The following is a 23,503-nucleotide window of genomic DNA, read 5'->3' on the forward strand; positions in this document are numbered from 1 at the left end:
AGGCCGGTTCACCATAGTTTTTGCTACTTTCTGGGGTGATCGATCCGGCACACGGCGTGCCGGCGATGATGCCGGACATCCGGTGGCGTTTCCGGAGGGAGAAGTTCTGTGACGGAACAGGGCGTGGGGGTGGTCCGCCCGCTGCCGGGAGAGGGCGTGGTCGCCCATCTGAACGGTTTGCTGCTCGTGTGCGCCACAGGCGGCGACCAGCCGGTCGAGGGCCTGCTGAGCGCGATGCACGAGACCGCCACGACGGGCGGGGACGGCCGGGCGCTGGCCCGGCGCGTGGCCCAGGTCCTCGCACGCGCCATGGACCGCTCGACCGGTGAGCCGGTGGCCTGCGCGGTCGCCGGGCCCGCCGGGGGAGGCGTGGCCGTGCTGGTCAGCGGGGCCGCGTACGCGACCGTGTCCGGCCCCGAGGGCGAGGTGCGCCTCGCCGGGCACGACGCGCTGACCTGGACCGACCGCCTCGTCAACGGCCCGGTGTCCACGGTGCTGCTGCGCCTGCCCGGAGCCGGCCCGTCGAGCCCGTACGCCCGGCTGGACGGCGGCGTCGTCACGGGAGCCGGGCTGGAGTGCGACCTGACCCGGCACGGCGACCTCGCCTTCCCGCCGCTGCCTCCGCGCCCGCCGCAGCATCAGGGGCAGCACCCGGGGACGCAGCCCCCGCCGGGCGGGGTGCCGGAGCCGATCGGCCCGCGGGGGCCCGTGGTGCCGCCCCCTCCCGTCTCCCCGCCCGCCCAGCCGCCCCTCTCGCCGCCCGTCTCGCCGCCCGTCTCGCCGTTCGGCGGTGGGCCGTTGTCCGGCCCCGGGCCGTCGGGCGAGCACGCGCCGCCCCAGCCGTCTCCGCAGTCGTCCGGGCTGTCGTCCCCGCCCGTCCCCCCGCCTTCCCAGCCGCCGCACGTCTCGCAGCCGCTGCCGCCGGTGCCGTCCGGGCTGTCGGACCCGGCGCCCGCGCACCACTCCGGCCCCCAGCCGGCCCCGCCCTACACCCCGTCCCACTCGGGCCCGCAGCAGCCCCCGGGGCTGCCCGAGCCGCCCGACGACCGTGGCGGGCCCCAGGACGGCCAGGACGGGCCCGCCCAGGACCGGGGAGCCCAGGAGAGGGGTCAGGATCGGGGCGGCTCGCCGGACGGGCCGGGAACCGGACCGCTCGGCGGCCTGTTCGACGGGCCGTTCGAGGGGGCGCCGCAGGCCTCCGACGAGGAGCCGGGGGAGGCGACCCAGCTCGACATGGCGCCCGACCCGGAGCAGCGGCCCATGGTCTACGGAGTCGACTGCAAGAACGACCACTTCAACGACCCGCGTGCGCCCTACTGCGCGGTCTGCGGCGTCCCCATCGACCAGCGGGCGGTGGTGCCGTACAAGGGCCCGCGCCCGCCGCTCGGCGCGCTCCTGCTCGACGACGGCATGGCGCTGCCGCTGGAGGCCGACTACCTGCTGGGCCGCGACCCGGAGCGGGCTCCCGAGGTGCAGTCGGGCGAGGCCCGGCCGGCCAGGGTCACCAGCCCCGACGGCTCGGTGTCCCGCCGGCACCTGCGGGTCTTCCTGGAGAACTGGGACGTCAACCTGCTCGACCTGGGCTCGGTGAACGGCACGCAGATCCAGCCGCCGGGTGACCCCAACTTCTACGACATCCCGCCGAACGAGCCGGTGTCGATCCTGCCCGGCACGACCGTGCGCATCGGGGTCTCCCGCACCATGCGCTACGAGGCGCACCGGCCCGCCTGACGCCCGCCTGCCGGACCTCTGACGCCGCGTGACGCGGCCGGACCGCCGGGGACCCTGGAGTATGGGCTCCCGGCGGCCGGTCAGCCGTCGCGCAGGTGGTCGATCTCGCGCAGCAACAGCCGCTCCAGCCGGTCGGCGGTGACGTTCGCGGGATACAGCAGCCGGTGCACGCTGAGGCCGTCCACCAGCGCGAGGAGCCGTTCCGCCACGTCCTCCGGGTCCTCGTCCGTACGGATCTCGCCGGCCTCGGCGGCGGACCTCAGCAGGCTGGTCACCACGTAGCGAAGCTCGGCGGCCTCCCGCCGCTGCACCTCCAGCAGTGCGGGACTGGTCAGGCTGCGCCCCCAGAAGCCGACTTCGAGCCCGGTCTCCCCGGCGCGCTCGGCGTCGAGGGGGACGTTGTCGAGCAGCAGTTCACGCAGCGCCGCCAGGCCGGTGCGGCCGGAGAGCTTCTCCCGCAGCCGGTCGGCGATGCGCCGGTGGGAGGCCTCCAGCGCCGACAGCAGGATCTCGTCCTTGTCGGCGAAATAGTGCGTGAGCACCCCGTTTGAGTAGCCGGCCTCCTTCGCGATGGCCCGGGTCGTCGCGGCCTCGATGCCGTTGCGCAGGATGATCCGGCGGGCCGCCGCGACGACCTCCTCCCGGCGTTCCTCATGGTTGACGATCTTCGGCATGCTCTCTCACCTCGGTTGACATTTTAGTCGGGCGCCCGTCTATTATCCGCACATGACGGTTGTGACAGTCGGCGTGCAGATCGTCGACGTCCTGGCCCGACCGGTCGAGTCCATCCCGTCCGGCCAGGACACCCACCTGCTGGAGCAGATCCGCATCACCGCCGCGGGGGCGGCCGCCGGCACGGCCGTGGCCCTCGCCAAGATCGGTGTGCCGGTGGCCACCATGGGCGCCGTCGGCGACGACGAGCTGGGCGACTTCCTCCTGATGATCATGGCGCGCCACGGCGTCGACGTGAGCGGCGTCGTGCGCCGGACGGGGGAGCAGACCGCCGCCTCCATCCTGCCGATCCGGCCGGACGGGGGACGGCCCTCGTTCCACGTGCCCGGCGCCAATCTGGGCCTCTCGACCGCCGACCTCGACGCCGGCCGCCTGACCGCCGCGAAGCTGGTGCACCTCGGCGGCATGGACGTCACGTGGGGCCTGCACGACCCCGAGTTCTACGCGCTGCTCGGCAAGGCCCGCGAGGGCGGCACGATCGTCACGCTGGACCTGCTGTCCAACCTGCCGGACCTCATGCCCGCCGTACGGGCGTTCCTGCCGCACGTCGACTACCTGCTGCCCAACGAGGAGCAGGCGCTCATGCTCAGCGGCGCGGCCACCCCGGAGGAGGCCGCCGCCGCGCTGCTCGGCGACGGCCCGAAGGGCGTGATCGTCACGCGCGGGAGTGAGGGAAGCCTCGTGGCCACCGCCGGCGGCGTCACGGCCGTCCCCGCGCTGGACGTGCCCGTGGTCGACACCACGGGCTGCGGCGACGCGTACTGCGCCGGGTTCGCCGCCGGCCTGCTGCGCGGCCGGGACGTGCTCGGCGCCGCCCGCCTCGGCACGGCCGCCGCCGCGCGGGTCGCGGGCGGGCTCGGCTCCGACGCCGGCCTGGACGGCCCCCTCGACGACTGAGGTCCCTCTTCTTCCGGTCCCCCTCCGGTCTCTGCCTCTTCGGTTCCCCTTCCTCCGAAACCCGGGAGTCCGCCCATGTCCGTCGACGCGTCCCTGCGGGCCCGTGCCGCGAAGGTCATCCCCGGTGGCATGTACGGCCACCTCAACGCGGTCCTGCACGGAGACCGCTATCCCCAGTTCTTCGTCCGGGCCGAGGGCGCCCGTCAGTGGGACGCCGACGGCCGCGAGTACGTCGACCTGATGTGCAGCTGGGGCCCGATGATCGTCGGCCACCGCGAGCCGCGGGTCGAGGCCGCCGCCGCGGCGCAGCAGGCGTCGGGCGACTGCCTGAACGGCCCCGGGCCGGTCATGGTCGAGCTGGCCGAGCTGCTGGTCGACCTGATCCCGTCCGCCGACTGGGCCATGTTCTCCAAGAACGGCACCGACGCCACCACGCAGGCCCTGATGGTGGCCAGGGCCGCCACGGGCCGGACCAAGGTCCTCGTCGCCCATGGCGCCTACCACGGCGCCGACCCCTGGTGCACGCCCGGCCTGTCGGGGGTCACCCCCAACCAGCGGGCGGACACGGTCGAGTTCACCTACAACGACCTCGCGAGCGCCGAGGCCGCGGCGGCGGAGGCGGACGGTGACGTCGCCGCGATCCTCGTCACCCCCTTCAAGCACGACTCGTTCGAGGACCAGGAGCCCGCCGACGCGGAGTTCGCCCGGGGCGTGCGGGCGCTGGCCGACCGCCTCGGCGCGGCGCTGGTGATCGACGACGTGCGGGCCGGGTGGCGGCTGGACCTGCGTGGCTCGTGGGAGCCGCTCGGCGTGCGCCCCGACCTCACGGCCTGGAGCAAGGCGATGGCCAACGGCTTCCCCATCGCCGCGCTCACCGGCGCCGACGCGCTGCGGGGAGCGGCCCAGTCGCTGTACTCGACCGGCTCGTTCTGGTTCTCCGCGACCGCGATGGCCGCAGCCAAGGCGACGATCGAGATCCTGCGGGAGAGCGACGGGCCCGCGCTCATGCACCGGGCGGGGACCCGGCTGCGCGAGGGCCTCGCCGCCCAGGCCGCCGCGCACGGCTTCGTGGTGCGGCAGACCGGCCCGGTGCAGGTGCCGTGGCTGTCCTTCGAGGGCGACGACACGCTGGAGAAGGGCATCCACTGGGCCGGGGCCTGCCTGGAGGAGGGCGTCTATCTGCATCCCTGGCACAACTGGTTCCTGTCGGCCGCCCACACCGACGAGGAGATCGACCGCGCGCTCCAGGGGACCGACGCCGCCTTCGCCAAGCTGCGGGCCGCGTACGGCGCCGACTGAGGGCCCGGCCGTCGTCGGCGGGCCGGGACGCCCTGGTGGGCGTGGCGGGCCGCGAACGCACCGCGCCCGGGTGCCGGGTTCCGGGCGGCACCCGGGCGCGGCGCGGCCCGTTCCGCGATCCTCCCCGATGCCAGGTCTCCCGGCGTCCCGGAACGGCTCAGTCGCGCGTACGGGCCCACTGGAGGTCGTCGACGCGGGTGTCCCCGGGGCCGGGCAGCAGTCCGCGTACGAGATGCTCACGGGTGAAGCCGGCCCGCTCCAGCACCCGGTGCGACGCCGTGTTGCCCGGTGTGGTCCCCGCGACGATCCGGCGCAGCGGCGTGCGCTCGAACGCCCAGCCGACCAGCAGGTTCACCGCCCGCGTCACCAGACCGCGCCCGCGGAAGGCGGGGAGCAGGCTGTAGCCGAGCATGGCCTGGCCGAGGTCAGGGACGACGCCGGTCAACTGGATGTCCCCGGCGAACTCTCCGGTGCGGGCATCCCTGATCGCGGCGTCCAGCCGCTGCCCGGTCAGCCATCGATGGCGCGTGTACCTGCAGACAAGCTCGCTGCCGGCGTACGCCGGTCGCCGGGGCGGCACGTGCGAGTCCATCACGTCGGGCACGGACGCCAGGGCGAAGTAATCGGCGGTGTCGGCGGTGGTCAGCGGTGTGAGCCGCACCACCCCATCGGTGAGTGAGCCGCCGGACGCCCCTCCGGGAAAGAACGGCAGGAAGGGCGTGATCGGGTCGCCGGGGTCGGTGCTCAGCCGCCCGAACGCGGCGATGTCGGCGGGGCCGGCGCCCCAGGGAGCGCCGGCCCCGCGCAGCACGCCCTCGTAGGCGAAGCCGGAGCGCAGGGCGACCTGCTGGCTCGCGACGTTCTCCACGTTGGCGAGCAGCGCGATCCGGGAGACGCCCAGGGCGAAGGCCCGCTCCGCGAGCGTCCGCACGGCGGCCGTGGCGACGCCGCGCCCCCGGGCCCACGGCGCCAGCCAGTAGCCCACCTCCGAGGCGCCGAAGCGGTCCGGCGGCTGGAGCCCCGCGGTGCCGAGGACCTCGTCCGTCCCGGGATCGGCGACGATGAAGCCGGCGCCGCCGTTCTCCCACATCGCGGGCAGGGTCTTGGTGATCCACGTCAGCGCGTCGTCCCAGGTGTACGGCGAGGGTATGAACGGGATGAACCGCGCGATCTCGGGGTCGGAGCAGGCACGGGCGATCTGGTCGGCGTCCCCCTCGGTCGGCAGGCGCAGGACGACCGGACCGGCGGGAATGGCCTCTTGGGGCAACATGTCCCATTGTTACCAGCGGTGTCCCCACCACGGCCAGGCGTTTTCGGCCGGCCGGAGCTCCCAGGACCACTCCGGGCCACAACCCCCGGACGGGCAAACCTCGACGGTCGCGGCACTAGCCTTTTCCGCATGGGTTTTCGCAGGCACGGTCCGTTCCGGGCTGGAGATCAGGTTCAGCTCACCGACCCCAAGAACAAGCGGCACACGGTGACGCTCAAAGAGGGCGGCGTCTTCCACACGCACAAGGGGTCGATCCCGCACGACGACCTGATCGGGCAGCCCGAGGGGTCCGTGGTGCGGTCCTCCGGCGGCACGTCCTACCTGGCGTTCCGGCACCTGCTGGCCGATTACGCGGTCTCGATGCCGCGCGGCGCGGCGGTGGTCTACCCGAAGGACGCGGCGCAGATCGTGGCCATGGCCGACATCTTCCCCGGCGCGCGGGTCGTCGAGGCCGGGGTGGGATCGGGCGCGCTCACCTGCTTCCTGCTGCGGGCGGCCGGGCCGGAGGGGAAGGTCACCTCCTACGAGCGGCGCGCGGACTTCGCCGAGGTGGCCACCAAGAACGTGGAGAAGTTCTTCGGCGGCCCGCAGGGACAGTGGCGCCTGGTGGTCGGCGACTTCGTCGACGCGCTCGACGAGACCGACGTGGACCGCGTCGTCCTCGACATGCTCGCCCCCTGGGAGTGCGTGGACGCGGCGGCGAAATCCCTCACACCCGGGGGAGTTATCTGCTGCTATGTTGCGACAACGACCCAGTTGTCCAGGACGGTGGAGGCCCTGCGGGAGCACGGGAGTTTCACCGAGCCCCACGCGTGGGAGACCCTGGTTCGCGACTGGCATGTCGAGGGTCTCGCGGTCCGGCCGGACCATCGGATGGTCGGCCACACGGGTTTCCTCGTCATGGCCCGTCGCATGGCGGACGGCGTCACGCCCCCGCCGCGGCGCAGGCGTCCCGCCAAGGGGGCGTACGGAGAGGGGACCGAACAAGTGTGACGATTCGGCCACATCCCGGCAAAGCCACGTGACACGGGAGCATTCGGATGCGTTGCTAATGCTGATCCGAAGATTCGGTCCATAAGGCATCAAACGCCGAACATCCAACGTAACTACACGAACACTGCCCGGCCAGGTTACGTACAGCGCCAAGATAGGTAGGGTCTTGAGTAGTCGTTCTCGACGGGGAAGGAGGTGACGGGGCGTGGCAGCTCGCGACGACGCTGAGGCTCGAGCCGCGCAGCGCGAACGGGAGGTCGCCGATCTCACAACACAGGTCTCCTTCCTGCAGGAGGAGATCACCGCGTTGCGCCGGAAGCTGGCCGAGTCTCCCCGGCAGGCCAGGGTCATCGAGGAGCGCCTTCATGAGGCGCAGGCACAGGTGGCCGCTCTCACCAGCCAGAACGAGCGTCTGGTCGCCACTCTCAAAGAGGCCAGGGACCAGATCGTCGCCCTGAAGGAGGAGGTCGACCGGCTGGCGCAGCCGCCGTCCGGTTTCGGCGTCTTTCTGGAGGCCAGGGACGACGGCACGATCGAGGTGTTCACCGGCGGGCGCAAGCTCCGGGTGAACGTCAGCCCGGCCGTCGACGCCGACTCGCTCAAGCGTGGCCAGGAGGTCATGCTGAACGAGGCGCTCAACGTCGTCGAGGCCCTCGGATACGAGGACGTCGGCGAGATCGTCATGCTCAAGGAGTTGCTGGAGAGCGGCGACCGAGCGCTGGTCATCTCCCACGCGGACGAGGAGCGGGTCGTCAAGCTCGCCCACTCGCTGCTGGACCAGCCGCTGCGCGCCGGCGACTCCCTGCTTCTCGAACCCCGTTCCAACTACGTCTACGAGCGCATCCCCAAGTCGGAGGTGGAGGAGCTCGTCCTGGAGGAGGTCCCCGACATCTCCTACGAGGAGATCGGCGGCCTCAGCCGGCAGATCGAGCAGATCAGGGACGCCATCGAGCTTCCCTACCTGCACGCCGACCTGTTCCGCGAGCACCAGCTGCGCCCGCCGAAGGGCGTGCTCCTGTACGGCCCGCCCGGCTGCGGCAAGACGCTGATCGCCAAGGCCGTGGCCAACTCCCTGGCCAAGCAGGTCGCGGAGAAGACCGGTCAGTCCGGCAAGAGCTTCTTCCTCAACATCAAGGGCCCCGAGCTCCTCAACAAGTACGTCGGTGAGACCGAGCGGCACATCCGCCTGGTGTTCCAGCGGGCCAGGGAGAAGGCCTCCGAGGGCACCCCGGTGATCGTGTTCTTCGACGAGATGGACTCGATCTTCCGGACCCGCGGCTCCGGCGTCTCCTCCGACGTCGAGAACACCATCGTCCCCCAGCTCCTGTCGGAGATCGACGGTGTCGAGGGCCTGGAGAACGTCATCGTCATCGGCGCCTCCAACCGCGAGGACATGATCGACCCGGCGATCCTGCGGCCCGGCCGCCTGGACGTCAAGATCAAGATCGAGCGGCCGGACGCCGAGGCGGCCAAGGACATCTTCTCGAAGTACCTGGTCAGCGAGTTGCCGCTGCACCCGGAGGATCTGAGCGAGCACGGCGACAGCCGTGAGGGCACGATCGCCGGGATGATCCAGCGGACCGTCGAGCGGATGTACGCCGAGAGCGAGGAGAACCGCTTCCTCGAGGTGACCTACGCCAACGGCGACAAGGAAGTCCTGTACTTCAAGGACTTCAACTCCGGCGCGATGATCCAGAACATCGTCGACCGGGGCAAGAAGATGGCCATCAAGGAGTTCCTCGACACCGGGCAGAAGGGCCTGCGGATCTCCCACCTGCTGGCCGCCTGCGTGGACGAGTTCTCCGAGAACGAGGACCTGCCCAACACCACCAACCCCGACGACTGGGCCCGCATCTCCGGCAAGAAGGGCGAGCGGATCGTCTACATCCGCACGCTCGTGCAGGGCAAGCAGGGCACCGAGGCCGGCCGTTCGATCGACACGGTCGCCAACACCGGTCAGTACCTGTAGGACCCGTAGGAGGCATCGTCCGGCCCTGACGGGCCGACGGCGAGGAGCGGCGCGATCCCGTATCGCGCCGCTCCTCCGGTTTTCCGGGTCGCCCGGAGATCGCGGATCACGTGTCGATCTCGGAGGGAACCGGAACGGCATGTGATCACGTCAAAGGTGGCGTGATCTTTCTTGGCGCGCGCGGGTGGGCCCTGTGAGGCCTGTGCGACATTCCGTCCCCCCTGCGGGCGCGCCGGACGCGCCCGGCGACGGCCGGGGCGAGAGGCGCCGGCGCCTCGTCGAACTCGACGTCCTGCGCTTCGTCGCCGCGTTCGCCGTCATGTCCTTCCACTACATGGCGGCCAGCAAATCCCTGTGGGACGAGTTCCCGACGAAGCTGTTCGCGCCGGTCGCCCGCCTCACCACGCTGGGCATCCTCGGCGTCGAGTTGTTCTTCCTCATCAGCGGGTTCGTCATCCTGATGAGCGTGTGGGGCCACACGGTCGGCGAGTTCGCCGTGTCGCGGGTCTCCCGGCTGTACCCGGCGTACTGGTTCGCCGTGATCGTGATCTTCATCCTGTACCGCTTCAGCGGCGTCTCCGGGTTCGATCCCAAGCTCAGCACGGGGGAGTACCTGCTCAACCTGACGATGCTGCAGGGGGCGTTCGACGTCGGGCACGCCGGAGGCGTCTTCTGGTCGCTCTGGGTGGAGCTGCGGTTCTACGTCCTCTTGGCGCTTTTCTCCCTCGTGGGGATCACGCTGCGGCGCTGCCTGGTGTTCCTGGCGGCCTGGGCAGGCCTGGCCCTGCTCGCCGAGATCACCCAGAACGACGTGCTGGTCTTCGTCTTCATGCCGCGGCAGGCGCCGTACTTCATCGCGGGCATGGCCTTCTTCCTGATCCACCGCTTCGGGGCGCGGTCGGCGGCCCTCATGCCGTGGCTGCTCGTGGCGGTGGGCTACGGAATGTCCCTGCACGCCGCCATGGAGCGCGTGGGGGAGCGGGTGCGGCTGATCGGCATCGCCCGCTACCCGGCGCCGCCGGAGGCCGTCATCGTCGCGATCACGGTCGTCTACCTCCTGATGGCCGCGGTCGCCCTCGGCTGGCTGCGGTGGCTGCGGTGGCGTCCCCTCGTCACCGTGGGGGCCCTCACGTATCCCCTCTATCTGCTGCACCAGACGATCTCCGCCGTCCTGATCCCGGCGTACCGGGACGTGCTGGATCCGTGGTTGCTGACGGGGATCACGATGGCGGTCTCGATCGCGCTCGCGTACGCGGTCTACCGGCTGGTCGACCGGCCCGGCCAGCGATGGCTCCGGTCCAGGCTGGGGGCCCTGCTCGACCGCTCGCGCGGGTCCCGCCGGCGCGGCCGGGGCACCCCTTCCCGGACGGTGCCGCCGATTCCGGCGCAAAGTCCCGAGGCATCTGTGCCGTAACTGTTCGGTAGCAGGGCATAGAGAAAGGGCTAGGCTCGGATATGACGACGACGGCCTGACACGGGCGGGGTGGGAATGACGGTTCGGCGGGTGATGGGCATCGAGACCGAGTACGGCATCGCCGTGCCCGGTCAACCGGGGGCGAACGCGATGGTGACCTCCTCACAGGTCGTCAACGCGTACCTGGCGGCATCGGCCGCCCGCGCTCGCCGGGCCCGATGGGACTTCGAGGAGGAGAACCCGCTCCGCGACGCCCGGGGATTCGATCTCGCCCGTGAGGTGGCCGACCAGAGCCAGCTCACCGACGAGGACCTCGGGCTCGCCAACGTGATTCTCACCAACGGCGCGCGTCTGTACGTCGACCACGCCCATCCGGAGTATTCGACGCCTGAGTGCACCAACCCCAGGGCGGCGGTCATCTGGGACAAGGCGGGCGAGCGGGTGATGTACGACGCGGCGGTCCGGGCGTCGGCCGTCCCCGGCAACGCCCCCATCCAGCTCTACAAGAACAACACCGACGCCAAGGGCGCGTCGTACGGGTGTCATGAGAACTACCTCATGCGCCGGGCCACGCCGTTCGCGGACATCGTCCGGCACCTGACCCCGTTCTTCGTGTCCCGGCAGGTCATCTGTGGCGCGGGGAAGGTCGGCATCGGCCAGGACTCGCGCGGCGACGGCTTCCAGATCAGCCAGCGCGCCGACTTCTTCGAGGTCGAGGTCGGGCTGGAGACGACGCTCAAGCGGCCGATCATCAACACCCGGGACGAGCCGCACGCCGACCCGGAGAAGTACCGCCGCCTGCACGTGATCATCGGCGATGCGAACATGTCGGAAATTTCGACATATTTGAAGCTTGGTACGACGGCCCTGGTCCTGGCGATGATCGAGGAGGGGTTCCTCACCATCGACCTGGCGCCGGAGTCGCCGGTCGCCGCGCTGCGCGCGGTGTCCCACGACCCGACCTGCAAGTACGAGATCGCGCTGCGCAACGGGCGGAAGATGACCGCCGTGCAGCTGCAGATGGAATACCTGGAGCAGGCCCGCAAGTACGTCGAGGACCGCTTCGGCTCGGGCGTGGACGACCTCACCAAGGACGTGCTCAACCGCTGGGAGTCGGTGCTCACCCGGCTGGCCGAGGACCCGATGCAGCTCTCCCGGGAGCTCGACTGGGTGGCCAAGCTGGAGATCCTGGAGGGCTACCGCACCCGCGACAACCTGCCGTGGTCGCATCCCCGCCTGCAGCTGGTGGACCTGCAGTACTCCGACATCCGTCCCGACCGCGGGCTGTACAACCGCCTGGTCGCCCGGGGCCGGATGCAGCGCCTGGTGACCGACGAGGACGTCGACCGCGCGGTCGAGACGCCGCCCACCGACACCCGGGCCTACTTCCGCGGCCGGTGCCTGCGTCAGTACAGCGAGTCGGTCGCCGCGGCCTCCTGGGACTCGGTGATATTCGACATCCCCGGCCGCGAGTCGCTCCAGCGCGTGCCGACCCTGGAGCCGCTGCGCGGCACCAAGGCGCACGTGGGCGACCTGCTCGACCGGTGCCGGACCGCGGCCGACCTCGTCGCCGCCCTCACCGGCGAGGCCTGACGCGGCACCGGCTGAGGCCAGCGGCTCCGACCGCCGCGAATGCGGCGGTCGGGCGACCGCTCAGCCATGCCGGGAATGCCGGGAGAAGGTGGATCGGGCGGGCCGGTCATGCGGGGTCGCCGTGGCGGGTCAGCCGTGCCGGGAGATCCGCGGGGTGGGCACGCCGCCGGCGCAGCGCACCTCGATCTCCAGCTTGCCCTCGTCCGACTCGAACCTCACGCGGGCGCGGTCGTCCGGGCCCGGGTCGACGTCGTCGACCCGGAAGCCCTGGGCGGGGGTCCACGACTGGAGGCGCGCCAGCCGTCCGTCGCAGCGGGCGATGACGCTGCCCGCGCCCGTGGAGATCAGCTTGCGTGCCGTCGCCGGCTCCACGCCGCGCGTACGGGTCTCGGGTGTACGGGTGTCCGGCGTGCTGGTGCCGGGGGACCGCGCCGGACCGGACGCCTCCGGGGGCGCCGCCGTGGACGCCTCGCCCTGCCCGCCCGAGGAGTCGGCCGAGGATCCGTCCGTGGAGTCGCCGAGGGAGGAGCCGGGCGAGCGGTCGCCGGGGGCCGGGGCGCCGGACGCGTCCGGGTGAGGCGTGGCCCGGGCGAGCGCCAGGCGGATCTCCTCGGCGGCCATCGGCCGCTCCGCCGGGCCGCCCGGCGGCCGTCCGAGCAGGCCCAGCACCGCGACGCCCGCGCCGGTGGCGAGCGCGGCGGCCAGAAGCCATCCGGCGACGGCGAGTACGAGACGGCTGTGCACGCCGCCACTCTCCCACCGCGAACGCTAAGGGATCGCTAAGGTCCGGATAACGGACTCATGCCGCTTCCGCTCCGGCAACGCCGGACGCTAAGGGATCGCTAAGACCCGGATAACGGACTTATGTCGCATCCGATCCGGCGGATACCGTGACGGGCAAATGCCAAGCGTGCTCCTCGTCGAAGACGACGCCCCCATCCGCACCTCCCTCACCCGGGGCCTGCGCGATCGCGGCCATGCCGTCTCCTCCGCCTCCACCGCCCTCGACGGCCTCCGGTCGGCCATGGAGGACCGCCCCGACCTCATCGTGCTCGATCTCGGCCTGCCCGACATGGACGGCGCCGACCTGTTACGAATGCTCCGCGCCGTGAGCCGTGTCCCGGTCATCGTGGCCACCGCCAGGGACGGGGAGGCGGACATGGTCCGCCTGCTCGACGCCGGCGCCGACGACTACGTGGTCAAGCCGTACAGCGCCGCGCAGCTCGACGCCCGCATCCGCGCGGTGCTGCGCCGGGTGGACACCGGCCGTACGGACACCTCGCTGACGGTCGGGACGCTGCGGGTGGACCCCGCGACGCGCGAGGCCACGCTGGACGGTGCGGCGCTGGACCTGACGCCGCGCGAGTTCGACCTGCTGCACTATCTGGCGGCGCGGGCCGGGCAGGTCGTCACCAAGCGTGAGCTGCTCACCGAGGTCTGGCGGATCCCCTACGGAGGCACGGACAAGACGGTCGACGTCCACCTCTCCTGGCTCCGCCGCAAGCTGGGCGAGACCGCCCAGCAGCCGCGCTACCTCCACACCGTGCGAGGCGTGGGCGTACGCCTCGCCGCCCCCTCATGACCGGCCCGGCAACCGGCTCGGTGAGCGGCCTACCGATCGGCCCGGCGGCCCGCCTCGTGACCCGCGTGGTGACCGGCATCGTGACCGGGGCCGTGCTCGGCCCGGTAACCGGCTCGGGGAGCGGCCTACCGAGCGTCACGGTGATCTGCCCATGGAGCGGCCCGGCGGCCCGCCTCGTGACCCGCGTGGTGATCGGTGTCCTAATCGGCCCTGAGCGGGGCCTTGCGACAGTCGTCCGCCTGGGAGGGGGGCGATGAGGCGCTGGCTCGCGGCCCTCGTCGCGGCGACCACGTCGCTCGTCCTGGTGTCGCTGCTGGTGCCGCTCGCCCTGCTGGTGCGGTCGGTGGCGCGGAGCGAGGCGATCGGCTCCGCGACCCGGGCGGCGGAGTCGGTCGCGGTGGCCGTCGGGGCGGTCGACGAGGACACGCTGCGGTTGACCGCCGAGCAGGCGGGCGCGTCGAGCGGCCATCCGGTCACCGTGTTCCTCGCGGACGGCCGGGTGCTCGGGGCTTCCGCCGCCCGCACTCCCGCCGTGGAACTCGCCGCCCGGGGGCGCAGTCTCACCGCGTCGGCGCCGGGTGGGCGGGAGATCCTGGTGGCGGTGCAGGGCGCGCCGGGCGGCACCGCCGTCATCCGCGCCTTCCTCGCCGACGAGGATCTCGACGAGGGCGTCCACCGGACGTGGCTCGCGCTGCTGGTCCTCGGGATCGTCCTGGTCGGCGTGGGGATGCTGGTGGCCGACCGGCTCGCGCGTGCGATCGTCGGGCCGACCACGGCCCTCGCCGAGGTCTCCCATCACCTCGCCACGGGTGACCTGACGGCCAGGGCGCGCCCCCAGGGCCCGCCTGAGGTGCGTACGGCGGGTCTCGCGCTGAACCACCTCGCGGAGCGGATCTCCGACCTGCTCGCCGAGGAGCGCGAGATGGTCGCGGACGTCTCCCACCGGCTGCGCACCCCCCTGACCGGCCTGCGGCTGGAGGCGGAGTCGCTGTCGGACCCCGATGAGGCGGCGAGGATCGAGGCCCGCGTGGACGCGCTGGAGCGGGCGGTGACGGTCGTGATCAACGACGTCCGCCGTCGCTCCCGGGAGCGGGCCTCCTGCGACGCCGTCCCGGTGGTGCGCGACCGGGTGGCGTTCTGGTCGGTGCTCGCCGAGGACCAGGCGAGGACCGTCACGCTCGACCTGGCGGCCGGCCCGCTGCGGGTGGCGGCCTCCGCCGACGACCTCGCCGCCTGTGTGGACGCGCTGGTGGGCAACGTCTTCGCCCACACCCCGGACGGCGCGTCGTTCCGGGTCCGCCTGGCCGCCGGCGGGACGACCGGCGCGGACGGCATGGACGGCATGGACGGCGGCCGGGGCGGCGGGGTCCTGCTGACGGTGTCGGACGCCGGGCCGGGCTTCGGCCCCGGTGACCCGTCGCGGCGCGGGGAGAGCGGAGCGGGGTCGACCGGGCTCGGCCTCGACATCGCTCGCCGCGTGGCGGAGCAGTCGGGGGGGCGCCTATCTCTTGGAGACTCCGATCTGGGCGGCGCGGAGGTGCGCCTCCTTTTAGGGATCGCTTAGCGCGGCTCTAGCATGATCGCTGCGACGGTGGGGTCATGAGAAAGACAACGAGCATCGCCATCGCAGCCGCCGCCACCATCGCCGCCCTGGCCGCCGGGGGAACGGCGGTCGCCTCGGCCTCCGCCCCGGTCCAGGCGCCTGCTTCCGTCCAGGCCGCCCCTGTTCAGGCGCGCGCCCACACCCCGGCCCTGTCCTCCGCGACCCCGGCACGTTCGGTCGTCTCCAGATCCCGGTTCACCCGGCGGGAGGCGATCATCATCGCGAAGAGGCGGGTGCCCGGCGCGCGGGTGACCAAGGTCGAGCGGGAGTGGGAGCACGGCCACCGTACCTGGAAGGTCGAGCTGCGCAGGGGCCACCGGGAGTACCGGGTCTACGTCTCGATCGCCACCGGACGGATCGTCAAGTTCCGCAGCCACCACAGCTGACCGAGCAGGTGGATTCCGGCCACCCGGACCGCCTGGACGGCATGCGTCATAGAGGGGCGGCCGGCGGGCGCGGGCCGTCCGGGTGACCTCCACCGAGATTCGGGGGATAGCCCGGACTGCCCGGACTGCCCGGACTGCCCGGACTGCCCGGACTGCCCAGACCGCTCGGACTGCCCGGACCGGCGTGACGGCGTGGACGGCTTGGGGGCGCGGGCCAGCGCGGGGCGCTCCCACGCTGGCGGCTCTCGCCGTACGAGGACCCGGTGGTCAGCTCTGGCTGCCGCGGGGGCGCGCCGATGGCGGGGGAGTGCCCGTACGGGTTCGTCCGGGCGCGGCTGGGCAGTTCGCCGGAGGTCCGGCCCGGCGCCGCTGCGGGGATGCCCTGCCGCCCCAGCATCTCCACGAGCATGTCCATGGCCTGCGCGATCGTGAACCGTTCCAGCGGGTCGCGTCGCAGCAGGCCCTCGATCAACGGCCGCAGCGGGCCCGCACGGCGCGGCGGGTCCGGCTCGCGGCCGGACATCATCCCGGCCGACAGCGGGCCCATGCTCGGGTACGGCGGCCTGCCCTCCACACCGCAGTACAGCGTGGCGCCGAACGACCACAGGTCGGCGGAGGGGGTGAGGGCCTCGCCCCGGAGGCGCTCGGGCGCGAGATAGGCCCCCGACCGCGTCACCGGCACCGTCGTCGGTCCCGTCGGGTCCCGGTCGAAGGCGGCGATGCCGAAGTCGGTCAGCACCACCCGGTCCTCGGTCAGCGTCACGTTGCCCGGCCGGATGTCCCCGTGGACCACGCCCATCGCGTGCGCGTGCCGTACGCCCGAGAGAAGCTGGAAACCGACCCAGGTGGCCCAGTGGACCGGCAGCCGCCCGAGATGCCGCACGGTGTCCCCGAGGGTGAGCCCCTGGAGCAGTTCGGTGACGATCCAGAGCCGGCCCTTGTCCTCCAGGAGGTCGTGCACCGTGATCACGGCCGGATGGCTCAGCCGGGCCGCCGAGCGGGCCTCCCGCAACGCCTGTCTGCGGGCGGCGGGCAGGTCCGCCACGTCCACACGGTACGGCGGCTGCACTTCCTTGATCGCGACATCGCGCTTGAGGCGAAGATCATGGGCCTTCCACATGATCCCTCCGCCGTCCCGCCGGAAGGGTGTCAGCAGCTTGTACCGATCCGCCAGCAGTTGCCGTGCGTGCGATGCCATCGACCACCCGTGCGCTAGAGCCAGCCCAGATCCGTGATCCCCCATTGTCGTCCCGCGGGTGGGGGTACGACGCCGAAAGGCGGCCACGAAGAGTGTGACGTCGATAACGATCCGATGTCGAGAAGGCCCGCGCCGAGGGCCGGCACGCCCGTCGCGGACACCGTTCCAAAGATCGCGTGCCCCGGCGCGCGCATTGTCGGTCGGTTCGGGGAAGATATGGGGAGAGGCGTCCCCCCGAGCAGCGGAGGTGTCAGGGATGGCGACCAAGGAAACCGGCGGCGGCCAGAAGCAGACTGGCCGCCAGGAGAACGAGGTCGAGGAAGTCGAGGCGCAAGCGTCTTCGGACGTGCAGGAGCGCCACGAGAAGCTCACTGACGATGTCGACGCGATCCTGGACGAGATCGACGAGGTCCTGGAGGAGAACGCGGAGGAGTTCGTTCGCTCCTACGTGCAGAAGGGCGGACAGTAACCCAGGGGGGAGACGTCTGGGCCGGTGGCGGCGCCCGGAGCGATCCGGTGCGCCGGCCGCCGCGCTCCCGATGTGCCGGCCGGGCGAGAGCCCGGCCGGTCACAGGCGTCGGCTATAGGGCGTTAGCGGGCGGGCGATATGGAGCAGCGGCCCGTTACTGGCGCCGGCTGTCGAGCGGTGCCGGGCGGGCGGTGTCGAGCGGCCGGTGCGGCCGGTCGCGGAGCAGCACCCACCACGCCACGGTGACCCACGGAAGCGCCAGCAGCGCGCTCGCGAGCACGCCTACAGGGTGCTGCGTTCCACGATAGATCTGCGACAGGGCGCACAGCAGCGGGACGAGCACCGCCGCCGCGCCCGCTGCCAGTCGCCATCCACGGCGTGTTGTAGCGCGCCGGACCAGGACCATGATCGCCGTGAAGAGGGCCACCACGCCGGCGACCTGGCTGGAGGGAAAACCTGACGCGAGCGGCGGCCATGACTCGTGTACGGCGATCGCCAGGTCGGCCGCCGGATCGCCGGGTGGCGCGACCGGCGGGCTGGTGGGCGGGACGATCGTCAGGTCGCCGGGCAGCTTGACGGGCGTGGCGGGATGGGAACGGCCGACCGCCGCCGAGGCGGTGAGGAACAGGGCCAGCTGCCCCACCGTCACCACGAGCAGGAACACCGCCGGCCGTGGGCGCCGCAGCACGGCCAGGGCGAGAGCGCAGGCCGCGAGGGTGCCGGCGAGGATCCACGGAACGCCGACGATCCGGCCGCCGAACGCGGCCACCGCGTCGAGCACCGGGGTTCGCAGGCCGGCGACCCACCGGATGACCGTGCGATCGGCGACGGCCAGGGCCGTGCTCCCGGACGCCTTGGTGAGCAGCAACCCGGTCCCGAACAGCGCCCCGAGGACGAGCACCCAGGCCGTCAGCGCCTCCGCCGCGACGCGCCAGGGGTGGGACAGCGGTCCTTCGCTCCGCTGAGGTGGCATCTGCGGCTCGGGACAGGAAACCGGTCCCGCACCCGGTTGCGCCCCGGGCACCGCCTCCGGTCGCCAGGGCCGGAAGGCCGCGGCGGTGACCCAGAGCCAGACCAGCCCGAGAAGCCAGCCGCCGATCACGTCGCTCAGATGGTGTACGCCGAGAGCGACGCGGGTGAAGCCGACGAGCACGACGAGGGCGGCGACGGCTGCGACGGCGAGGGCGCGTGCCCGCCGGGGCGCGAGCGGCGCGAAGACCAGCAGGAGCACACCGTAGGAGACCAGGGAGCTCATGGAATGGCCGCTGGGGAAGCTCATCCCGGTCGCCGTGGCCACGGGCTCGGCCACGACGGGACGCAGCCTGCCGATCAGCAGCTTCAGCACGGGGTAGAGGATCAACGCGCCCAGCGACGTGGCCACGACGTAGGCGGCCGGCCGTACCTCGCGCCGGACGAGCAGGAACGCGGTGGCCAAGGCCAGCACACAGGTCAGTACGGTGCCGCCGCCGAAGTCGGTGAGCGTCCCGAGGACGTCCAGGACGAGCGTGTCACCGGCCACCAAATGGTTGAGGTCGTCGGTCACGGCCCGGTCGGCGGCGTACAACGGCTCCCACCGGCCGGCCACCAGACCGGCCAGCAGTGCGAAACCGGTGCCCGCCAGGGTCAGCACGGCCAGTCCCGGCGCGTCGCGGAGAGCGAAGCGTTCCAGACGGCCCGGCTCCAGGCGGTGCGACCGGTCCAGCATGCCCTCCTCCTGCCCCACTGGTGCTCGTCGGTGCCTCAAGGCGAGTGAATATCTCCACTACCCGGGCCGGGCCGGAAGAAAAACCGCAGTACGAGCGAGTACGGCTGCTCAGCTCTCCGACAGGTGGATCGTGGCGATTTCGAAGGGCCGCAGGCGGAGCCGTACGCATTCGTCCCGCACCGGCAGCGGGTCCACGGGGAAGCCCAAAGCGTCGGCCGTCCAGGCGGCGGTGAAATCGCCCCGTACGACCGCCTCGGTGGCCGTGGGGTGCTCGGCCACCAGGCGGGCCTCCAGCCGTCCGTCCCGCTCGCGCAGCGCCGCCATCACCACCCCCTCTCCTGACACCGAAAGCGCCGGTTCACGGCCCGGCGGGGACGCGGCGCCGGCGCCGCTGCCCGGTACGGCGAGCAGATCGTGGCGGAACTCCTCCGCGAGCCTCGGCAGCCCCGCCTCGTGCCACTCGCCCGCGTACGGAAGGACGCCGAAGCGCACCGACAGCGGCCCCTGGCACTGGGCGGCCGGAGCCGGCATCTCGGGGCCCGCCGGCTCGTCCCGGTAGGGGTTGCGGTTCCTGGACAGATAGCCGACGGACCGGACCAGCGTCACCGCCATCTCCGTCCCGTCCCCGGTGATCTCGTACTCGCCGACGTGGTCGAGCAGCACGGCCAGGCCGCCCGCGGCGGCGAACGACTCCGCGGGGAAGACCGGGACCGGCCGCTCGCCGCCGCCGCCCTCGGCGGTCAGGCCCCGCCGCACCACCGCGAACTGCCCCTCCGCGTGCGACTCCGCCGCCGGACGCGGCAGCGGCGCGTGCCAGCGGACACGGTGGTCGCGGCAGCGCACGTCCATGCTGACCTCGCACCGCGCGAACGGCTCGCCCGCCCGCAGTTCCACCCGCGTGGTCACGACCGTACGGACGTCCTCGCCGCCGGACTGGTCAGTGCCGCCGGACCGCTCGGGGCCGTCCCCGATCACGGCCGGCCAGTCGTACGTCCGGGCGATCTCGTACACACCGGTGAGCGGGCCCGAGCAGATCTCCTCGACGGAGACGTCCACGGGCCGGTCGAGCAGCCGGTCGATCGGCGGCGGGGCGTAGTTGTAGGTGTCTCCGACGTCCCCGCCGTGGACGACCCGCCCGACCCCGTGAACCTCGGTGCCGTCGGCGGCGCGCAGCGAGAGCGTGCCGTCGCCGGCCACACACACCCGCAGCAGCCCGTTGTCGAGCACCGGCTCGAAGCCGTACGGATCGACCCGCAGGGGATGCGCCACGGCAGCCGGCCCCGCGGGCGCGGGAGAGCCGGAGGCGAGGACGGCGCGGCCGAGCGGGGGCACGGTGACGAGCGCCGCCACGGTGACGACGGGTTCGGCCACCGTGCGGACGACCCAGAACCCCGGGCCCGCCTCCAGGATCGCCCGCCGCAGGTCCTCATAGGAGTAGTGGCCGGAGGCGTGACGGCTCACGGTCACGGTGAAGACGCCGTCCGCCGCGTCCCAGGAGACGATCTGGTGGCCGTAGAGCTCACGCTCGTGGATCCGCCCGAGGAGCAGCCGCAGGTCGTCCATGACCGTCTCGTCGAGCAACGTGGGCGCGTGCCCGAGCCGCTGGAGCGGCACCGGGCGCCCCGCCGCGTCCACCAGCCGGGCGCGGCTTTCCGGCAGGTCGGCGAGCACCAGGCCGGTCCGCTCGAACGGCGAGGGGTTGACGACCACGAGGGAGCCCTTCGGGGCGGCCCCTGCGAGCGCGGCGGAAACGAGGTCCACGACCGCCTGGGCCGTCTGCCCGGCCTCCGCGATCCTCGCCGCCACCTGGAGGGCGGTCTCGTCGGAGCAGCATCCCGTGACGGAGTCGTGCCCGCTGGAGGCGATCACCGCCTGCCACGCCATGTCCAGCAGCCGCTGTACGGGGGCGTCGCCGGGAGGTTCGTGGCCGGGGCCGAGGGGGTGCGCGCGTACGGCGGACCCGGGCGGCCGTCCCCCGGGAGCATTCCCGGCGGCGTGCCGCCGGGACGACGGCCTCGCGAGCCACAGCGCGGACAGCGGCTCGGCGTAGCGGACGAGGGTCCGCTCGGCCCGCGCCATGGCCTGTTTGAGCGGTACACGCGCCGAGATCACGCCGGGCAGGATGTTCGCCCGCGCGTGCGAGCGCAGCTCACCCCGGACCCGCGGCACCGCCGGGCCGTTTCCACCGGCCCGGCCGTGGTTGTGCTCCGGTGCGAGGCCGTCGGCGGTGAGAGCCTCGGTGAGGGTCGCGACGCGCAGGCCGGACGTGGTGACCTCCCGGACGGGGGCAGAGTGGTCGCCGCCGCACATCGCGAGCAGGCTTCCTCCCGTCGCCCAGCCCTCCATGGAGGCGGCGAAGGCGGCCACCCGGTCGGGGAGGCCTTCCGCTGGGCCGGTGAACAGGCCGGACGCGTTGCCGTACCCGCCGGGCAGATATCTCGTCCTGATCGTCGTGCCGTCGGCGCCGGTCCAGTCGAAGACGTCGCGGTCCACGCGGGCCGGCACACCGCGCCACAGGCAGGCCCGGCGCAGCCCGGCCAGCGCCAGGATCTGCGGCATCTGCGCGCAGTGGCCGAACTGGTCGGGCAGGTAGCCGACCGGCATCGCCCCGCCGAGCGCGGCGGCGCCCCGCATGCCGTATTCCAGGTTGCGCAGCAGGGTCTCGCCCGAGCACAGGAACTCGTCGGCGAGGATCAGCCAGGGCCCGGCGGCCAGCCGCCCCTCGGCCACGAGACGCGCGACGTCGCCGCGCCGCGACGGCCGGAGCTCCAGGTAGTCCTCGATAGCCGCCAACTGGCCGTCCATCGTGAACCGGTAGGCGGGATCGGCCGCCATGGCGTCCAGGACCTCGTCGAGCACGCGCACCAGGCCGGCCCGGAACCGCTGGAAGGGCAGATACCACTCGCGGTCCCAGTGCGTGTGCGGAACCACCACGATCTCCGGGTCCGCGCCCGATCCGTTCCCTGAGGGCACGGGCTCCGCCGCACCGTCCGTGGCGGGGACGGCCGGGGGTTCGGGGTGGCCCGTGCTCGCGGGCCGCGGCTCGGAGCCGGTGGCGGCTGGGGCGGGCAGGGGCTCGTCCGCGTTCCCGTTCGCGGGCCGGAGGTCGGCGTGGGTGGGAGCGGGGGCGGATTCGTCCGCGTTCGCGAACTCTGGCGCGGCATCGGTGGGAGCGGGGGCGGCGGGGGGTTCAGGGTCGGCTGACGCGCTCCTCGGCGTGACCGGCTCCACTCGCGCCCTCCTCGGCGTCGCTGCTGTCGGCGCCCCCGGCGGTCGCCTCCGGCGGAGCGCCCGTGGTCTCGCCCGCGCACTCCCCGGCGATGGGGATACCCGCCCACCGGGCGTACCGGTGGACGATCCGCTGCGCCGTGACGATATCTTCCAGGGCCCCGTCCAGTCCGGTGAGTGGACGTTCGTCCTGGGTGACGAACCGGTGGAAGGCGAGAAGCTGCCGCTCGAAGGACTCCGCGACGTCCTCGTGGACGATCGTCCGCTCGGTGGTCCCGACCCGGCAGGCGACCGTCAGGCGGGTGGGCGCGTTCAGCAGGTACGGCGAGGGGAAGCGCAGCTCCATCGAGCCGTGCTCGTGGTGCAACGTCACGATCTCGTGATAGGCGGGGTAGCTCGGCAGGTAGTGCCAGCGGACGCCGTACCTGCCGGAACTCCCGGCGGGCAGGGTCCCGCTCAGCTCGACCGACGGCGGGAAGACGTCGGGAGGCCACACGGCGACGTGGTCCACGGTGTCGGGCGACCCGGTGAACAGCCGCATGAGCGACAGTTCGTGACAGAGGCTGCCGAGCACGACCTCGGCGTACAGCCGCCGCAGCCGCTCCGACGACGTGCCGAGCGCGGCGGTCAGCGCCGCCTCGTCGGCCTCGGCGTAGGGGGCGGCCCGCTCGGGCCCGGGCCGTCCGCGGCGCACGCGGGCGAACAACAGCTGGGAGTCCTCCGACGGATGCAGCACAGTGGCGTCCAGGTGTCGGACGACGTCCGGCCCGCCCGCCTCGTGCAGCGCCTCAAGGAGCCGCTGAGAGGCGGGGTCGTACTGCTTCATGTAGGCGACCATCAGGCGGTCGCCGGGCAGGCCGTCCAGCTCGGCGCGGCTGTAGGCGAGCGGTTTCTCGGCCAGCACCCACAGGCCGCGTTCGAGCGCGGCCCGCACGAGCAGCCCATGGGACCCCGGCGTCAGCACGAGCACCGCGTCGAACCCGCCGGACCCACCGTCGTCGAGCATCCTCGCCGGGTCGTCGTACGCCGGTGCGCCGGCCTCCCGGCCGACGGCCTTCGCGAGGTCGCGGTCGAGGTCGCAGACGGCGGCGATCCGGAACAGGTCACGCCGCCGCGCCAGCAGGGGCAGGTAGACGGCCTGCGCGATCACCCCCAGCCCGGCGATGCCCACCTTCACCGTCTCCACGTCGTCACCCTCCCCGGCTCGGCGTCCCGTGTCTGACGTCCCGTGTCCGACGTCCGGCGTCCCGTGCCCCTGCACCTTCCCCACCGGCGGCGGCGCACAACCTCACCCTCCCCGCGCGCTCCTCCGGCACGCCCCTCCCGCACGCCCTTCCCGTACGCCCTGACGTGCGGACACGCCGGTCCAGGCGGACGAGCGCCACCGCGTAAAGAGAGGGTCCGGCGAACGAGCCGGGGTCGTGGACCGGCGCG

The 23,503-nt window shown here is 72.7% G+C and carries 18 protein-coding genes; 11 read left to right on the plus strand and 7 right to left on the minus strand.

Features of this window, described 5'->3' with window-relative positions; genetic code table 11:
• The first annotated feature begins 108 nt into the window (after positions 1-108).
• The gene (locus F5972_RS18105; RefSeq protein WP_150934741.1) at positions 109-1,731 is read left to right on the plus strand and encodes an FHA domain-containing protein; all 1,623 of its coding nucleotides are present in this window, start codon (positions 109-111) and stop codon (positions 1,729-1,731) included.
• An 80-nt stretch (positions 1,732-1,811) separates the two neighbouring features.
• Here F5972_RS18105 and F5972_RS18110 read toward each other — a convergent pair whose 3' ends face one another.
• Positions 1,812-2,405 carry a TetR/AcrR family transcriptional regulator gene (locus F5972_RS18110; RefSeq protein WP_150934742.1) on the minus strand — a complete coding sequence of 198 codons (594 nt, stop codon included), beginning with the start codon at positions 2,403-2,405 and terminating at the stop codon, positions 1,812-1,814.
• Positions 2,406-2,457: 52 nt separating this feature from the next.
• Here F5972_RS18110 and F5972_RS18115 point away from each other — a divergent pair, with 52 nt between their 5' ends.
• A complete protein-coding gene (locus tag F5972_RS18115; protein WP_150934743.1) occupies positions 2,458-3,360 on the plus strand; it encodes a carbohydrate kinase family protein in 903 nt (300 codons plus the stop codon).
• 75 nt (positions 3,361-3,435) lie between these two features.
• Positions 3,436-4,659 carry an aminotransferase class III-fold pyridoxal phosphate-dependent enzyme gene (locus F5972_RS18120; RefSeq protein WP_150934744.1) on the plus strand — a complete coding sequence of 408 codons (1,224 nt, stop codon included), beginning with the start codon at positions 3,436-3,438 and terminating at the stop codon, positions 4,657-4,659.
• A gap of 157 nt (positions 4,660-4,816) precedes the next feature.
• Here the strand turns inward: F5972_RS18120 and F5972_RS18125 are convergent, their stop codons facing one another.
• The gene (locus tag F5972_RS18125; RefSeq protein WP_150934745.1) at positions 4,817-5,929 is read right to left on the minus strand and encodes a GNAT family N-acetyltransferase; all 1,113 of its coding nucleotides are present in this window, start codon (positions 5,927-5,929) and stop codon (positions 4,817-4,819) included.
• A gap of 129 nt (positions 5,930-6,058) precedes the next feature.
• On the opposite strand from F5972_RS18125, the gene F5972_RS18130 reads away from it, so the two are divergent.
• The 4 genes from F5972_RS18130 to dop all read left to right on the plus strand — a co-directional run bounded on the left by F5972_RS18130 (position 6,059) and on the right by dop (position 11,898).
• Positions 6,059-6,922: a tRNA (adenine-N1)-methyltransferase gene (locus F5972_RS18130; RefSeq protein WP_150934746.1), complete on the plus strand. Its 864-nt coding sequence runs from the start codon at positions 6,059-6,061 to the stop codon at positions 6,920-6,922.
• A 205-nt stretch (positions 6,923-7,127) separates the two neighbouring features.
• A complete protein-coding gene (gene arc / locus F5972_RS18135; RefSeq protein ID WP_117408706.1) occupies positions 7,128-8,891 on the plus strand; it encodes a proteasome ATPase in 1,764 nt (587 codons plus the stop codon).
• Between the two features lie 202 nt (positions 8,892-9,093).
• Positions 9,094-10,305 (plus strand): acyltransferase family protein, encoded by a 1,212-nt coding sequence (locus F5972_RS18140; RefSeq protein WP_225311605.1) that lies wholly within the window; start codon positions 9,094-9,096, stop codon positions 10,303-10,305.
• 75 nt (positions 10,306-10,380) lie between these two features.
• Positions 10,381-11,898, plus strand: coding sequence for a depupylase/deamidase Dop (dop, locus tag F5972_RS18145; RefSeq protein ID WP_150934747.1), 1,518 nt, complete (start codon positions 10,381-10,383; stop codon positions 11,896-11,898).
• A 129-nt stretch (positions 11,899-12,027) separates the two neighbouring features.
• Here dop and F5972_RS37305 read toward each other — a convergent pair whose 3' ends face one another.
• Entirely contained in the window at positions 12,028-12,642 is a 615-nt protein-coding gene (locus tag F5972_RS37305; RefSeq protein WP_191910186.1) for a hypothetical protein, read from the minus strand.
• A gap of 157 nt (positions 12,643-12,799) precedes the next feature.
• Between F5972_RS37305 and F5972_RS18160 the strand changes: the two genes are divergently transcribed.
• The 3 genes from F5972_RS18160 to F5972_RS18170 all read left to right on the plus strand — a co-directional run bounded on the left by F5972_RS18160 (position 12,800) and on the right by F5972_RS18170 (position 15,469).
• Positions 12,800-13,480: a response regulator transcription factor gene (locus F5972_RS18160; protein WP_150934750.1), complete on the plus strand. Its 681-nt coding sequence runs from the start codon at positions 12,800-12,802 to the stop codon at positions 13,478-13,480.
• A gap of 253 nt (positions 13,481-13,733) precedes the next feature.
• Complete coding sequence (locus F5972_RS18165; RefSeq protein WP_150934751.1) at positions 13,734-15,044, plus strand: sensor histidine kinase; 1,311 nt, start codon at positions 13,734-13,736, stop codon at positions 15,042-15,044.
• 35 nt (positions 15,045-15,079) lie between these two features.
• Positions 15,080-15,469 (plus strand): PepSY domain-containing protein, encoded by a 390-nt coding sequence (locus F5972_RS18170; RefSeq protein ID WP_150934752.1) that lies wholly within the window; start codon positions 15,080-15,082, stop codon positions 15,467-15,469.
• 46 nt (positions 15,470-15,515) lie between these two features.
• Here F5972_RS18170 and F5972_RS18175 read toward each other — a convergent pair whose 3' ends face one another.
• Positions 15,516-16,667, minus strand: coding sequence for a serine/threonine-protein kinase (locus F5972_RS18175; RefSeq protein ID WP_191910187.1), 1,152 nt, complete (start codon positions 16,665-16,667; stop codon positions 15,516-15,518).
• Positions 16,668-16,923: 256 nt separating this feature from the next.
• Here F5972_RS18175 and F5972_RS18180 point away from each other — a divergent pair, with 256 nt between their 5' ends.
• On the plus strand, positions 16,924-17,136 hold the full coding sequence (locus F5972_RS18180; RefSeq protein ID WP_117408698.1) for a ubiquitin-like protein Pup: 213 nt from the start codon (positions 16,924-16,926) through the stop codon (positions 17,134-17,136).
• A 154-nt stretch (positions 17,137-17,290) separates the two neighbouring features.
• Here F5972_RS18180 and F5972_RS18185 read toward each other — a convergent pair whose 3' ends face one another.
• From F5972_RS18185 to F5972_RS18195, 3 genes are all read right to left on the minus strand, one after another.
• Positions 17,291-18,841: a phosphatase PAP2 family protein gene (locus F5972_RS18185; RefSeq protein ID WP_150934754.1), complete on the minus strand. Its 1,551-nt coding sequence runs from the start codon at positions 18,839-18,841 to the stop codon at positions 17,291-17,293.
• Between the two features lie 108 nt (positions 18,842-18,949).
• Positions 18,950-22,072: a glycoside hydrolase family 38 N-terminal domain-containing protein gene (locus tag F5972_RS18190; protein WP_225311606.1), complete on the minus strand. Its 3,123-nt coding sequence runs from the start codon at positions 22,070-22,072 to the stop codon at positions 18,950-18,952.
• Positions 22,032-23,255 (minus strand): Gfo/Idh/MocA family protein, encoded by a 1,224-nt coding sequence (locus F5972_RS18195; RefSeq protein ID WP_225311607.1) that lies wholly within the window; start codon positions 23,253-23,255, stop codon positions 22,032-22,034. Before F5972_RS18195 ends, F5972_RS18190 begins: the two co-directional genes overlap by 41 nt.
• Positions 23,256-23,503 lie beyond the last annotated feature (248 nt).

Source organism: Microbispora cellulosiformans (assembly GCF_008728085.1).
GTDB classification, from domain to species: Bacteria; Actinomycetota; Actinomycetes; order Streptosporangiales; family Streptosporangiaceae; genus Microbispora; species Microbispora amethystogenes.